This window comes from Methylobacterium gregans (genome assembly GCF_022179245.1).
Classification (GTDB): domain Bacteria; phylum Pseudomonadota; class Alphaproteobacteria; order Rhizobiales; family Beijerinckiaceae; genus Methylobacterium; species Methylobacterium gregans.
On the sequence record NZ_BPQM01000018.1, the window covers coordinates 63537 to 76838 of the forward strand.

Sequence of the window (13302 nt, forward strand, 5' to 3'; positions counted from 1 at the left end):
GCAGCGATTGCGAGTGGCGCTCCTCTGACAGCCATGCATGGATGTCAGGACGATACAACCTATGATTATTTACTGCGGCGTGATTACAACCACGTCGTTTGCGTGGACTCGCCCGAGTACGACGCGGGCGCGTTCCTCCAGCAGATCGCGGTCGATCTGCTCGCTGCGCAGCAGGGCGACCCGGTGCTCCCAGGTCGCGCGCTCGCTCTTAGCGGCGGCGAGGTCCTGAGCAAGCCCGTAGGCCTGGATCTTCAGGGCGCGCTTGGCTTCGAGGCCTCGGTTGCCGTTCTCCGCCTGCGTGACGAAGTAGCCCACCACGAGTGCCGACACGCTCCAGAGAGCGAGCGGGAGCACGACCATTCTGACGCGGCGACGGACGACCATGCGCCGACCATCCGCGCTCAAGGTTACGAATGCCCTAACGCCGGTCCCTTCGAACGAAGAAGCCCCCGGCGTCTGGCGACGCCGGGGGCCGGAAGCGGGGTGCGCGAACGCGCGGGACCGCGGAGCTTCAGCGGCCGAGCTGCTTGATCGCCTGGCGGCCGGCGTAGCGGCCCTGCGGACCGAGGCCTTCCTCGATGCGGATGAGCTGGTTGTACTTGGCCAGTCTGTCCGAGCGGGCCAGCGAGCCGGTCTTGATCTGCCCGCAATTCGTGGCGACCGCGAGGTCCGCGATGGTCGAATCCTCGGTCTCGCCCGAGCGGTGCGACATCACCGCGGTGTAGCCGGCGCGCTGGGCCATATCGACGGCGGCCAGCGTCTCGGTCAGCGAGCCGATCTGGTTGACCTTGATCAGGATCGAGTTGCCGGTGCCGCTCTCGATGCCCTGGGACAGGCGCTCGACGTTGGTGACGAACAGGTCGTCGCCAACGAGCTGACAACGGCCGCCGATCTTGTCGGTCAGCAGCTTCCAACCCTGCCAGTCGTCCTCGGACATGCCGTCCTCGATCGACAGGATCGGGTACTTGGCGACGAGCTCGGCAAGGTAATCCACCTGCTCCTCGATGGCGCGGGTGCGGCCCTCGCCCTCGTAATGATAGGCGCCGTCCTTGAAGAACTCGGTGGCGGCGCAGTCGAGCGCCAGCACCATGTCCTGACCGGGCTTCAGGCCGGCGGCCTGGATCGACTCCATCACGAAATCGAGGGCGGCTTCCGCCGAGGGTAGGTTCGGGGCGAAGCCGCCCTCATCGCCCACGTTGGTGTTGTGACCGGCCTTCTTCAGGGCGCTCTTGAGGGTGTGGAACACCTCGGCGCCCATGCGCACCGCCTCGGCGAGCGAGTCGGCGCCGACCGGCATGATCATGAATTCCTGGAAATCGATCGGGTTGTCGGCGTGCGCGCCGCCGTTGATGATGTTCATCATCGGCACCGGGAGCACCCGACCCTGCACGCCGCCGACATAGCGGTAGAGCGGCAGGCCGGAGGTTTCCGCCGCGGCCTTGGCCACCGCGAGCGAGACGCCTAGAATCGCGTTCGCGCCGAGCCGCGCCTTGTTCGGCGTGCCGTCGAGATGGATCATCGCCTCGTCGACGGCGACCTGATCCTCCGCGTCCATGCCGCCGATGGCGTCGAGGATCTCTGTCTGCACGGCCTGGACGGCGTTGAGCACGCCCTTGCCGCCGTAGCGGCTCTTGTCGCCGTCGCGCAGCTCCACCGCTTCGTGGGCGCCGGTCGAGGCGCCCGAAGGGACCGCGGCGCGGCCGAACGAGCCGTCCTCCAGCAGGACGTCGACCTCGACGGTCGGATTGCCCCGGCTGTCCAGGATCTCGCGGGCGGCGATATTGGTGATCGCGGTCATGGAAATCCCCTCACCTGTCTGCGCCGGCGCGTGACGGCGCCACGAATCGGCGACGGGCCCGCGGCGCGTGGTCGCCGGGCTTATTGTCCAACCTAAGCAGCCCGGCAAGCCGGACGGCGGATAACAGGTGGAGGCGCGTGCGGCGATCCGCGCGAAGCTGCCCTGACCTGGTGGCGGATGCAACCGCGCGGCCGTCGGTCTATAGCGCACTCATGACCGAAGACACGCTCCAGCTCGGGCAGGCCACGCCCCTGCCCGCCTCGCCCGAAGCGGCGCGCCTCGACCGCGTGCCGAACCCCCATCCCGACACCGACTACTGCGCGCGCTTCACGGCGCCGGAATTCACCTCGCTCTGCCCGGTGACCGGACAGCCCGACTTCGCGATCCTGGTGATCGACTACGTGCCAGACCGCTGGCTGGTCGAGTCCAAAGCGCTGAAGCTCTATCTCGGCTCGTTCCGCAATCACGGTGCCTTCCACGAGGATTGCACCGTGGCGATCGGCAAACGGCTCGCCGAGCTGCTGGAGCCCCGCTATCTGCGGATCGGTGGATTCTGGTACCCGCGCGGGGGCATCCCGATCGACGTGTTCTGGCAGACGGGCGAGCCGCCCAAGACCGTGTGGCTGCCCGATCCCGGCGTTCCGCCCTATCGCGGGCGCTGAGCGCATGAGAAAGGGCGCCCGGCTCTGCCGGGCGCCCTTCTCAATTCCGCTCGGCTGCGGATCAGTAGCCGTAACCGTAGCCGTAGCTCGGGCCGCCGTAACCGTAGGCCGGACGGCCGTAGTAACCATCCCGCGCGTAGGCATCGCGTGCAGCTCCCGCGGCGATAGCGCCGGCCGCCAGACCCGCGATCCCGAGACCCACGGCTGCGCCTGTGCCGATGCCGCGGCGGCGATGGCCGTAACCGTAGCCGGCGTGGGGGGCATAGCCGTGGCCGTAATAGCCGCGCGGGCGCGCATCGGCGGCGGTGGTCGCGAGGGTGCCGAGCGTCAGGGCGGCGGCGGAGACGATGGCGAACTTGCGCATGATATCCTTTCTCGATCAGCGATCGAATTCGGGGACTCAACGTCCGCCCGGCGCACGGGTTCCATCGGTTTCCGGGGTGGGAATACTGGCGCGTTGCTGCGATCCGACGCTGTACCGCAGCACGCAATGAAGATGAACGATTCCTGAACCGCGCAACCATCTTCTTCTGCCGCGATCGCAGGCTCTGAACGGCCGGCGCGGAATCGCTCGGTGTGCCGAATTCCGCGCGTGAACTCCGGGGATGGGCCGTCTAGGCTTCCGCCGCATTTCGGAGCCGGACGCATGGATAGCCTGTCCCTTATCCTCGAAACCTTCGCGCCGATCGACGGGCGCCGGATCCTCGACATCGGTTGCGGGTCCGGCGTCCTGGCCAAGGCGCTGTCGGCCCAGGGTGCCCGCGTGACCGGGATCGACCCGGGCGAGGCTGCGATCCGCGATGCCGGGCGATGCGCACCGACGGCCCGCTTCGAGCGGGCCTCCGCCGAGGCCCTGCCCTTCTCCGACGGCAGCTTCGACGGCGCGGTCATGCTCAACGCCCTCCACCATGTGCCCGAGCCCGGCGCGGCGCTCGCCGAGGCCGCGCGGGTCGTCGGCCCGAACCATTTGGTCGTGGTGGTGGAACCGCTGGCCGAGGGCAGCTTCTTCGCCGCGCTCCGGCCCATCGAGGACGAGACCGCGATCCGTGCGGCGGCGCAGGCGGCGATCGCGGCCGCCGTCGCGTCCGGCGCTCTCGCCTGCCTCCGCGATGTCACCTTCGAGCGCCACGAGACGTTCGCCGATCTCGGCGCCTTCCTGGGGCGCGTCACGGCCGTGGACCCGGCCCGCGAGGACGCGATCGCCGCCGACCCGGAGGGCATCCGCGCCGCCTTCGAGGCCGCCGCGGCGCGGGTCGAGGGCGGCTACAGCCTCACGCAGCCCCTGCGCGCCCACGTGCTTGTGGCGGCGCGCTGATCCGGACGTTCGTCAGGCGACTGGCCGTGCCTTCGCCAGACGGTCGAAGGCGACGAGTTCGTCGAGGAGCGCGGGCATATCCGTCAGCGCCACCATGTTGGGACCGTCCGAGGGGGCCCGGTCGGGATCGGGATGCGTCTCGATGAAGACCCCGGCGACGCCGACCGCGACCGCGGCGCGGGCCAGCACCGCGACGAACTCGCGCTGGCCGCCCGAGCTCGCCCCCTGCCCGCCCGGCTGCTGCACCGAGTGGGTGGCGTCGAACACCACGGGTGCACCGCCGGTGACGCGCGCCATGATCGGCAGGCTGCGCATGTCCGAGACGAGCGTGTTGTAGCCGAAGGAGGCTCCCCGCTCGGTGACGATGACGTTCGAATTGCCGGCCTCGGTCACCTTCGCGGCGACGTGGCGCATGTCCCAGGGGGCGAGGAACTGGCCCTTCTTGATGTTGACCGCGCGCCCCGTGCGCGCGGCCGCCAGCAGCAGGTCGGTCTGGCGGCAGAGGAAGGCCGGGATCTGCAGCACGTCCACCACCTCGGCCACCGGCGCGCATTGCTCGGCAGCGTGCACGTCGGTCAGCACCGGCAGCCCCAGCGTCTCGCGGATCTCGGCGAAGATCGGCAACGCGCCTTCGAGCCCCAGGCCCCGGGCTGCGGAGCCGGAGGTCCGGTTGGCCTTGTCGAAGGAGGCCTTGAAGACGAGGCCGAGGCCGCGCGCCTCCGCCATCGCCTTCAGCGCCGCGGCGATCTCCAGGGCGTGGTCCCGGCTCTCGAGCTGGCACGGGCCGGCGATGAGAGCGAGCGGCAGGTGGTTGCCGAAGGCGGCGCTGCCGACCTTCACGACGGCGGGAGTGTTCGTGGCTGAATCCGACATGGCGCCGGTCTAGCCGGGTGCGGGCGTCCACGGAAGGGCGGCCTTGCGCACCACTCCGCCCTTCCGCCGATGCGCATCGCGCCGCTCGACCACGCAGAGGCTGACAAAGCCGGCGAGACCGACGGCCCGCTCTCCGGTCTCGCAGCGGAGCGCCACGTTGCCGACGCGCGCCTGCATCGGCGCCTCGGCGAGCAGCGAGTCCTGGTGCAGGTTGAGCGCCGCCACCTGCGCGTCCCGGAGGCGGGCACGGCCCAGCGCCTCGGCCGCGAGGCCGACCAGCGTGAACCATCCGACCGGCGGCCGGCGCTCGACCGACCCGATCACGATGCGGGCGGGCGCCCGGCAGTCCAGGCTCATCCGGTCGGCATCGGCCGCCCGGAAGACCGCGCCGGGTTCCGCCCGGCCCGCGAGCGAGGCCCCGGTGACCCGGATCACCCGCGCCGTGAGCGCGTCGCACGAATCGGCCCGCGCCGGAACGGCGGCGAGGCAGGCGAGGGCGAAGAGGAGCGGGGCGGCGCGCATGGACGCGATCTAGCCCGCGCCCGACGTCGGTGAACAGGGGGCACGGACATGCGGAAGGCGCCGCCCGCTGCCGGACGGCGCCTTCCCACGATGACGAGGCGAGAGGAGCCTCAGCCCGCCTTGTTGAGCTGCACCGCGACGAAGCGGGTGACGCCCTTGCCGTTCTTGACCCGCATCAGCACCGCCTTGCGGCCGGAGCTCTCGGCAGAGCGGATCTGCGCGGCGACCTCGGAGGGCTTGCTGACGCTCTGGCCCCCGACATCGAGGATCAGGTCGCCCTGCTCGATGCCCTTGGCAGCAGCCGGCCCATCCGGATCGACCTCGACCACGGCGACGCCCTGGTCGGCGAGGCCGACCTCGGAGGCCGGGGCAAGGCTCAGGCCGAGCCGCGGCTGCCCGTTCGTCTCCGTATCGCCGCGGCTCGCCACCTTGCCGTCGGTCGGCAGAGAACCGAGGGTCACTGTCGCGGTGTCGGCCTTGCCGCCGCGCAGATAGGCGAGGTCGACCTTCGAGCCGGGCTTGAGGCCGGCGATCTTGCGCGAGAGCTCCTTCGCGTCGTTGATCGGATCGCCGTTGACCTTCTCGATCACGTCGCCGGACTTCAGGCCCGCCTTCGCGGCAGGAGTGCCGTCCTCGGCGTGGTCGACCAGGGCGCCCTTTGGCTTGGCGAGGCCCAACCCCTCGGCGATGTCCTGCGTCACCGGCTGGACCTGCACGCCGAGATAGCCGCGGGCGACCTTGCCGTCCGTGCGCAGCTGCTCCACCACGGCCTGCACGGTCTCGGACGGGATCGCGAAGGCGAGGCCGACGCTGCCGCCCGACGGCGAGGCGATCGCGGTGTTCACGCCCACCACCTCACCGTTGACGTTGAAGGTCGGACCGCCCGAGTTGCCCTTATTGATCGGCGCGTCGATCTGCAGGAAGTCGTCGTAGGGACCGGCGCCGATATCGCGGCCGCGGGCCGAGACGATGCCGGCCGTCACCGTGCCGCCGAGACCGAACGGATTGCCGATCGCCACCACCCAGTCGCCGACGCGGGGCGCGCCCTTGCCGAACTGGACGTAGGGGTAGCTGCCCGCTTCCTTGATCTTCAAGAGGGCGATGTCGGTCTTGGAATCCTTGCCGATGACCTTGGCGTCGAGCGTGCGACCGTCGTCGAGCGTGACCTGCACGGTCTTGCTATGGTCCACGACGTGGTTGTTGGTCACCACGTAGCCGTCGGCCGAGATGATGAAGCCCGAGCCTACGGCGCCGCGGCTGCCGCCGCGCTGCTGCTGGCCGCCCGGGGCTCCGTTCTGACCGAAGCGGCGGAAGAACTCGCGCAGCTGCGGCGGCACGTTTTGCATGTTGCGGCCGTTCTGGCCGGGGCCGTCGTCGTCGTCCGCGCTCGCCGTGTCGTCCAGCTTCACTTTCACCGAGACGACGCCGGGCTTCACCTTGTCGACGATGTTGGCGAACGAGCCGGGCGGGTGCTCGGGCGCCTCGATCGGGGTCTTGGGCAGGGCCTGTGCGTAGGCGGGCGTCGCCGCCGGCAGGTAGGCGCCGCCGATCGCGCCGCCCGTCACAAGTGCGGCTGCAGCCACCGAGGCGAGGGCGCGGCGGTGGGTACGGGTCTCGGTCATCGGGGTCTCCGGCAGGAAAGCTTTTCACCGCGCGGGCGGCGATGACGCCTTTCTAGCTCCCGGCCCCTGACCCGCCCGTGGCGGGCGCATTACGGTTTGGTCAGGTTCGGCACGGCCCGGTCGGCCCCGGGGCTTGGTTCCTGTGCCTCCGTCGCGCACACAGCGCGCGCACCATCGGGAGATGCGGAACCGTGGCCTGGATCATCCTCTTCGTCGCCGGCCTGCTGGAGACCGGCTGGGCGATCGGACTCAAGTACACGGAAGGCTTCACCAAGCTCGTGCCCTCGGTGCTGACGCTCGCCGCGATGGCGGCGAGCGTGGTCCTGCTCTCGATCGCGCTACGCACCCTGCCGGTCGGCACCGGCTACGCGGTCTGGACCGGCATCGGGGCGGTCGGCACCGCGATCCTCGGCATGGTGCTGTTCGGCGAGCCCGCGACCGCCGCCCGGATCGCCTGCATCGGGCTGATCGTGGCGGGGATCGCGGGGCTGAAGTTCGTGAGCTGACGTCTCACGCCTCCAGCCGACTCAGCGCCTCGCGGATCTTGGCCAGCCGCTCGCTCTCCGCGTCGCGGCGCTCGCGGTTCTCCTCGACGATCTCCTCCGGCGCGCGGGCGACGAAGTCGGCGTTGCCGAGCTTGGCGTCGATCTTGCGGATCTCGCCCTCGGCCTTGGCGGCCTCCTTGTGCAGGCGCGCGACCTCGGCGGCGAGGTCCACGATGCCCTCAAGCGGCAGGGCCGCGACGCTGCCGCGGACGAGGAGCTGCACGGCGTTCTTCGGGGCCCCCTCCGCGAAGCTGATCTCGGAAAGGCGGGCGAGCCGCACCAGCGTGTCGCGCCACGCCTCGATTCGGGCGCGCACCTCCGGGCTCGCACCGATGAGCACGAGCGGCACCTGGGCGGCGGCGGGCACGTTGGTCTCGGAACGGGCCGAGCGCACCTCCGTGACGAGATCGACCACGAAGCCGACCTCCGCCTCGGCCCCCGCGTCGGCGAGACCTTCGAGCGCCGGCCAGGGGGCCAGAGCGAGCAGGCCGCGCTCGGGGAGATCCGCGCCCTTGATCGCCCAGAGCTCCTCCGTGAGGAACGGCATGAACGGGTGCAGAAGCTTGGCGATCTGGTCGATCAGGAAGGCGATGCTCGCCTGCGTCTCGGCCTTCAGCGCCGGATCCACGCCCTCGCCCTGCAGCACCGGCTTGGCGAGTTCGAGATACCAGTCGCAGAAGATGTTCCAGACGAAGCGGTAGGCGGCAGTGGCCGCGTCGTTGAAGCGGTAGGCGTCGAGCGCGCCCGCCACCTCGGCGACCGCGCGGGCGGCCTCGCCGAGCGCCCAGCGGTTGACCGGCTGGCGCGCGTCCTCCGGCCGGAAGGCGGGGTCGAGCCGGCAGCCGTTGAGCTCGGCGAAGCGCGCGGCGTTCCAGAGCTTCGTCGCGAAGTTGCGGTAGCCCTCGACGCGGTTGACCGCGAGCTTGATGTCCCGGCCCTGCGCGGCCATCGCGGCGAGCGTGAAGCGCAGCGCGTCGGCCCCGTACTGGTCGATCAGCCCGAGCGGGTCGACCACGTTGCCCTTCGACTTCGACATCTTGGCGCCGGACGCGTCGCGCACCAGCGTGTGCAGGTAGACGGTCGCGAAGGGCACCCGGTCGGTGACGTGGAGCCCCAGCATCATCATGCGGGCGACCCAGAAGAACAGGATGTCCTTGCCGGTGACCAGCGTGCTGGTCGGGTAGAAGCGGGCGAGTTCGGGCGTGTTCTCCGGCCAGCCCAGCGTCGAGAACGGCCAGAGGCCGGAGGAGAACCACGTGTCGAGCACGTCCGGGTCGCGGGTGAGCGCGACCGGGCGGCCGCGCGCGGCCTCGGCCTTGGCCAGCGCCCCGGCCTCGTCCATCGCCACGTAGACGCCGCCTTCGTCGTCGTACCAGACCGGAATCTGGTGGCCCCACCAGAGCTGGCGCGAGATGCACCAGGGCTCGATGTTCTCGAGCCACTGGAAGAAGATCTTCTCGTAATTGTCAGGGACGAACTTCGTCTGCCCGTCGCGCACCGCCTGGAGCGCGCGCTCGGCCAGCGGCTTGACGTTCACGTACCACTGGTCGGTGAGATAGGGCTCGATGACGACGCCCGAGCGGTCGCCGTGCGGCACCGCGTGGGTGTTCGGCTCGATCTGCCGGAGCCGGCCGCGCTCCTCCATCAGCGCGACGACGCGCTTGCGCGCCTCGGCCCGGTCGAGGCCGTGGAGCGCCAGCGTCTCGGCCTCGGGCGCGGTGTCCGCCAGGAAGGCGGCGTTGCCGTCGATGAGGATGCGGGCCTCGGGGTCGAGCACGTTGATCAGCGCGCAGCCGTGGCGCTTGCCGACCTCGAAATCGTTGAAATCGTGCGCGGGCGTGATCTTCACCGCACCGGTGCCCTTCTCGGGATCCGAGTACTCATCGGCGACGATCGGGATCAGGCGTCCGACGAGCGGCAGGCGCACTTTCTTCCCGACGAGCGCGGTGTAGCGCGCGTCCTCCGGATGGACCGCGACCGCGGTGTCGCCGAGCATCGTCTCGGGACGGGTCGTGGCGACCGTGATGACCGCGCCGGTCTCGGCGCCGGTCTCGTCCACCACCGGGTAATCGAAATGCCAGAGGTTGCCCTTGGTCTCGACCTGCTGGACCTCGAGGTCCGAGATCGCGGTCTGGAACTTCGGGTCCCAGTTCACGAGGCGCTTGTCGCGGTAGATCAGGCCCTGCGCGTGCAGGTCGACGAAAACCTTGAGGACGGCGGCCGAGAGGCCCTCGTCCATGGTGAAGCGCTCGCGCGACCAGTCGCAGGAGGCGCCCAGCCGCTTCAACTGGTTGACGATGGCGCCGCCCGATTCCGCCTTCCAGGCCCAGACCCGCTCCAGGAAGGCCTCGCGGCCGAGGCTGCGGCGGTCCGGCTCGCCGTCGGCCGCGAGCTTGCGCTCGACGACCATCTGGGTGGCGATGCCGGCGTGATCGGTGCCCGGCTGCCAGAGCACGTCCTTGCCCCGCATCCGCTCGAAGCGGCAGAGCACGTCCTGCAGCGTGTTGTTGAGGGCATGCCCCATATGGAGCGTGCCCGTCACGTTCGGCGGCGGGATGACGATGCAGTAGGGCTCGGCCCCGGCGCGTTCGGGCCGGCCGGCGCGGAAGGCGCCCTCCGCCTCCCAGGCGCCGGAGACGCGCGCCTCGACGGCGGCGGGGTCGAAGGTCTTGTCCATCATGGGTGTACGGGCCGATCGCGGGCGTGTCTGGAAGCTGCCCGCTTTCAACCCGTCGCGAGCGTTCCGTCAACACGGCACGCCCATCCGAGGCGGGATCAGCGCCCGCGAGAGACCCGCTCGATCTCGGCGCGGACCAGCCGCTCGACCATCACCGGCAGATTGTCGTCGAGCCACGCCTTCAGCATCGGCCGGAGCATCTCGGCAACGAGGTCGTCGAGGGTCCGGGCGTTGCGCGACAGGACCGTGTGGGCGAGCGCGTTGAAGGCGCTGTTCACGCTGGCATCGGTCGCGGCCGAGATCAGCGACTCGGCGGGTGCCGGTTCGGGCGCGCGCGCCTGAGGCGGTGGGGGAAGCGGCGCGGGGGGAGGCTCGGGCTCGGGATCCGGCTCGACGCTGATCGCGTCGAAATCGAGCTCCTCGACGCCGAAATCGAGCGGGTCGGGATCGAGCGGCGCGGGCTTCGGTGCTGGGGCGGGCTCAGCGAACTCGGCGAGGTCGAGCACGTCGTCCGGCTCGGGCAACGGCACGGGCTTCGAGGCGGTCTCGGCGGGCTTGGCCGCCTGATCATCGGCGATGATCCGGCGGATCGAGGCGAGGATCTCCTCCATCGAAGGCTCGTGCGCCTTCTCCGCCGTCTTGTCCTGAATCTTGGGGCTCGCTGCACTCATCCGGACGGCGCTCGGGAGGGTGTTCTGACGCCGATCCATATCGGCCGGCGCCAGTATTTCACGCTTCGCTAACCGAACAAGCGCGTCCGGAGCACAGTCCAATGGGAAATGCGACCGTTTCCCGCGCTCAGCGCCCGTCCGGCGTGCCGACGCCGTACCAGAGATCCTTGACCTGATCGAAATGCGTCTTCGGGCTGTACAGCGCCACCGGCACCGCGGTGTAGCGCGCGGTCAGGCGGCCGATCGACTGCACGACGCCGTAGGAGAAGATCACGCGGTCGCGCTGGGCCACGATCAGGTTCACGCGGGCGTTGAGCAGTTCCTGCTGCGCGTTCAGCACGTCGAGGGTGGTGCGCTGGCCGACCCGGGCCTCCTCGCGCACGCCGTTCAGCGCCACCTCGTTGGCCTGGACCTGGGCCTGCGAGGCGATCACGCGGGCCTTGGCCGCCTCCAGGTTGCCCCAGAAGCTCACGATCTGCGCCCGGATCTGGTCCCGCACGAACTCGGCCTGAATACGCGTCTGGCCGACCGTCTCCTTGGCCTGCCGAATCTGGGCGTATTCCTGGCCGCCCTGGTAGATCGGGATGGTCAGGCGCCCGAGGATCGATGCGGCCACGCCCTGTGTGTTGGGCAACTGCTGGTCGTAGAACTGATTCACCGTCCCCTGGACGCTGAGCTGCGGGGCGAGAGCGCCCTCCAGCACCTTCACCTGCGCTTCTGAGGCGTCGACCGCGTGGAGCGCGGAGAGGATCTGCGGGTGCTCCTTCAGGCCGACCGCGATGGCCGCGTCGAGGCTCGCCGGCACGTAGCGGTCGAGCGGGCGGCCGGGCGCGAGCTGGCGCGGCTCGACGCCGATTACCTGCCGGTAGACGCCGATGCTGGTGCGCAGCTGCGACTCCGCGGCGCTCACCTCGGCGCGCGCGCCGGCGAGGCGCGCCTCGGCCTGGGCGACGTCGGTGCGGGTCACTTCGCCGACATTGAAGCGGTCGCGGGTCTGGCGGAGCTGCTCCTCCAGCACCTCGACGTTGTTGCGGCGCAGCTCCAGCGTGGCGGTGTCCGAGAGCACGTTCATGTAGGCCTGTACGGCGCTGTACAGGGTGCTGAGCTCGGTGAAGCGCAGGGTCTCGCGCTGGCTGTAGACGCCGGACTCGGCGCGCCGGGTGTTGTTGTCGGTCTGGAACCCGTTGAACAGGTTCTGGTTGATGGTGATGCCGGCCGTGGCGGGTTTGGTCAGGATGCCGATGCTCTGTCCGCCGCCGCCGGTGAGGGACTGAGCGCTGAGGTTGTTACCCTCCGTCTGCGTCACGCCGGCCTGGACGTTGATATTGACGCTCGGCCGATAGCCGGATTGGGCGATGGCGACGTCCTCGTCGCGCACCCGAGTGAGGGCACGGCTGGCATTGAGCTGCGGGTTGCCCGCATAGGCCCTGGCGAGCGCGCTCTCCAGCGACTCCGCCGAGGCCGATCCGATGCCAACCGCTCCCACCGACAAGCCGGCGGTGACGGCGAGGCCGGCCAGCCGGAACGCGGCACGCGTCTCAGGTGTACGTCTTCTCACGTCGAACAGCCCTTGCGGTTTCTCGATTGTCTCGGATGTCCGCCAACACGCGACGGCTGCGCGGTACACTGCGCACACCCGATCAAGCCCGCCCTGGCTTGACCTTAATCGATGCTTGGCCACGAGGCCCAGACTGTCGGAGGTCGCACACCTGAATCTTGTCCGGGTGGCGTATAAAGGCGACAGTCCTTCGACCTAGTCAGAAGGCGAAGCCCGCCTCTTCGGCGAAGGCGGCGAGCGCCGGCAGGGCCGCGTCGAAGATCGGACGCGAACCGAAAGCGTCACCGGCGCGGACGAACAGCGTCGCCTTCGCGGCCCGCTCGGGCCCGAAGACGCAGACGAGGCGACCTCCGTCGGCGAGCTGGTCGAGTAGGGTCTGCGGCCGGACCTCGATCCGCCCGTTGATCAGTACGGCATCGTACGGGGCACCCGCGGGGTGGCCCGCCTCGAGGGGACCCTCCACCACTTGGGCCTCACCGGCGAGGCGCTCGCGCGCGCCGGCCGCGAGCCCGGCCACCGGCTCCAGAACGGTCGCGGCGGCGCCGAGGCGGGCCATGATCGCGGCGGCATAGCCGTAGCCGCCCGCCACATCGAGCGCCCGGGCTCCGGGCTTGAGGGCGAGCGCCTGGATCATCCGGGCGAGCACCATCGGGGCCGGCAGGCAGCGGGCGTCGGCGGCCGAACCGCCGAAGCGCAGCGTCTGATCGATATAGGCGAAGCCCTCGCGTCCCTGCGGCACGAAACGCTCGCGCGGGACCAAATCGAAGGCGTCCAGCACCGCGTTGTCGTTCACGTCGAACGTCCGCAGCTGGCAGTCGACCATCAGGCGTCGCGCCTGCGCGTAATCGAGCATGGGATCGTCTTTCCTCGACCCGGGGCGATGGCGTCGCGCCGGAGCTGCACGGCGCAGCTTCCAGAGCACCGGGCTTTTCATGGATCGGAGTACGAAACGCAAGATTAACCGCCGTGGTTAAGCGGAGCCTCCACCCGATTGGCGGCGCCGTCCCGAAAAACGTGCGCGCCCTTCAACCAGGTGTTGTTGTCGCTGTGCCGGCTGGC

Annotated in this window: 13 protein-coding genes; 3 read left to right on the forward strand and 10 right to left on the reverse strand. The window is 70.1% G+C overall.

Annotation, left to right across the window (positions count from 1 at the left end; all coding sequences use genetic code 11):
* Nucleotides 1-69 precede the first annotated feature (69 nt).
* Nucleotides 70-384 carry an FtsB family cell division protein gene (locus tag MFF54_RS04260; protein WP_238301392.1) on the reverse strand — a complete coding sequence of 105 codons (315 nt, stop codon included), beginning with the start codon at nucleotides 382-384 and terminating at the stop codon, nucleotides 70-72.
* A 127-nt stretch (nucleotides 385-511) separates the two neighbouring features.
* Nucleotides 512-1798, reverse strand: a complete 1287-nt coding sequence (gene eno / locus MFF54_RS04265) for a phosphopyruvate hydratase (protein ID WP_238301393.1) — start codon at nucleotides 1796-1798, stop codon at nucleotides 512-514.
* A gap of 212 nt (nucleotides 1799-2010) precedes the next feature.
* On the opposite strand from eno, the gene queF reads away from it, so the two are divergent.
* A complete protein-coding gene (gene queF, locus MFF54_RS04270) occupies nucleotides 2011-2460 on the forward strand; it encodes a preQ(1) synthase (protein ID WP_238301394.1) in 450 nt (149 codons plus the stop codon).
* A 61-nt stretch (nucleotides 2461-2521) separates the two neighbouring features.
* Here the strand turns inward: queF and MFF54_RS04275 are convergent, their stop codons facing one another.
* Nucleotides 2522-2824: a hypothetical protein gene (locus tag MFF54_RS04275; protein WP_238301395.1), complete on the reverse strand. Its 303-nt coding sequence runs from the start codon at nucleotides 2822-2824 to the stop codon at nucleotides 2522-2524.
* Between the two features lie 228 nt (nucleotides 2825-3052).
* Here MFF54_RS04275 and MFF54_RS04280 point away from each other — a divergent pair, with 228 nt between their 5' ends.
* Complete coding sequence (locus tag MFF54_RS04280) at nucleotides 3053-3775, forward strand: class I SAM-dependent methyltransferase (RefSeq protein WP_283206250.1); 723 nt, start codon at nucleotides 3053-3055, stop codon at nucleotides 3773-3775.
* A gap of 12 nt (nucleotides 3776-3787) precedes the next feature.
* Here the strand turns inward: MFF54_RS04280 and kdsA are convergent, their stop codons facing one another.
* From kdsA to MFF54_RS04295, 3 genes are all read right to left on the reverse strand, one after another.
* Nucleotides 3788-4648, reverse strand: coding sequence for a 3-deoxy-8-phosphooctulonate synthase (gene kdsA, locus MFF54_RS04285; RefSeq protein WP_238301397.1), 861 nt, complete (start codon nucleotides 4646-4648; stop codon nucleotides 3788-3790).
* A 9-nt stretch (nucleotides 4649-4657) separates the two neighbouring features.
* On the reverse strand, nucleotides 4658-5170 hold the full coding sequence (locus tag MFF54_RS04290) for a hypothetical protein (protein WP_238301398.1): 513 nt from the start codon (nucleotides 5168-5170) through the stop codon (nucleotides 4658-4660).
* Between the two features lie 110 nt (nucleotides 5171-5280).
* Nucleotides 5281-6792 carry a Do family serine endopeptidase gene (locus MFF54_RS04295; protein WP_238301399.1) on the reverse strand — a complete coding sequence of 504 codons (1512 nt, stop codon included), beginning with the start codon at nucleotides 6790-6792 and terminating at the stop codon, nucleotides 5281-5283.
* Nucleotides 6793-6983: 191 nt separating this feature from the next.
* Between MFF54_RS04295 and sugE the strand changes: the two genes are divergently transcribed.
* Nucleotides 6984-7298, forward strand: coding sequence for a quaternary ammonium compound efflux SMR transporter SugE (sugE, locus tag MFF54_RS04300; RefSeq protein WP_238301400.1), 315 nt, complete (start codon nucleotides 6984-6986; stop codon nucleotides 7296-7298).
* Nucleotides 7299-7302: 4 nt separating this feature from the next.
* Here sugE and MFF54_RS04305 read toward each other — a convergent pair whose 3' ends face one another.
* The 4 genes from MFF54_RS04305 to MFF54_RS04320 all read right to left on the reverse strand — a co-directional run bounded on the left by MFF54_RS04305 (nucleotide 7303) and on the right by MFF54_RS04320 (nucleotide 13096).
* Nucleotides 7303-10017 (reverse strand): valine--tRNA ligase, encoded by a 2715-nt coding sequence (locus tag MFF54_RS04305; protein ID WP_238301401.1) that lies wholly within the window; start codon nucleotides 10015-10017, stop codon nucleotides 7303-7305.
* A 95-nt stretch (nucleotides 10018-10112) separates the two neighbouring features.
* Nucleotides 10113-10724, reverse strand: a complete 612-nt coding sequence (locus MFF54_RS04310; protein WP_370880172.1) for a PopZ family protein — start codon at nucleotides 10722-10724, stop codon at nucleotides 10113-10115.
* Nucleotides 10725-10812: 88 nt separating this feature from the next.
* The gene (locus tag MFF54_RS04315) at nucleotides 10813-12243 is read right to left on the reverse strand and encodes a TolC family outer membrane protein (protein ID WP_238301403.1); all 1431 of its coding nucleotides are present in this window, start codon (nucleotides 12241-12243) and stop codon (nucleotides 10813-10815) included.
* 199 nt (nucleotides 12244-12442) lie between these two features.
* Nucleotides 12443-13096, reverse strand: a complete 654-nt coding sequence (locus MFF54_RS04320) for a protein-L-isoaspartate O-methyltransferase family protein (RefSeq protein WP_238301404.1) — start codon at nucleotides 13094-13096, stop codon at nucleotides 12443-12445.
* Nucleotides 13097-13302: the final 206 nt, after the last annotated feature.

Excerpts from the sequence above, each read along its gene's own strand:
- MFF54_RS04260 (WP_238301392.1), bottom strand. The coding sequence starts at position 384 with ATGGTCGTCCGTCGCCGCGTCAGAATGGTCGTGCTCCCGCTCGCTCTC.
- eno (WP_238301393.1), bottom strand. The coding sequence starts at position 1,798 with ATGACCGCGATCACCAATATCGCCGCCCGCGAGATCCTGGACAGCCGG.
- queF (WP_238301394.1), top strand. The coding sequence starts at position 2,011 with ATGACCGAAGACACGCTCCAGCTCGGGCAGGCCACGCCCCTGCCCGCC.
- MFF54_RS04275 (WP_238301395.1), bottom strand. The coding sequence starts at position 2,824 with ATGCGCAAGTTCGCCATCGTCTCCGCCGCCGCCCTGACGCTCGGCACC.
- kdsA (WP_238301397.1), bottom strand. The coding sequence starts at position 4,648 with ATGTCGGATTCAGCCACGAACACTCCCGCCGTCGTGAAGGTCGGCAGC.
- MFF54_RS04290 (WP_238301398.1), bottom strand. The coding sequence starts at position 5,170 with ATGCGCGCCGCCCCGCTCCTCTTCGCCCTCGCCTGCCTCGCCGCCGTT.
- MFF54_RS04295 (WP_238301399.1), bottom strand. The coding sequence starts at position 6,792 with ATGACCGAGACCCGTACCCACCGCCGCGCCCTCGCCTCGGTGGCTGCA.
- MFF54_RS04305 (WP_238301401.1), bottom strand. The coding sequence starts at position 10,017 with ATGATGGACAAGACCTTCGACCCCGCCGCCGTCGAGGCGCGCGTCTCC.
- MFF54_RS04310 (WP_370880172.1), bottom strand. The coding sequence starts at position 10,724 with ATGGATCGGCGTCAGAACACCCTCCCGAGCGCCGTCCGGATGAGTGCA.
- MFF54_RS04320 (WP_238301404.1), bottom strand. The coding sequence starts at position 13,096 with ATGCTCGATTACGCGCAGGCGCGACGCCTGATGGTCGACTGCCAGCTG.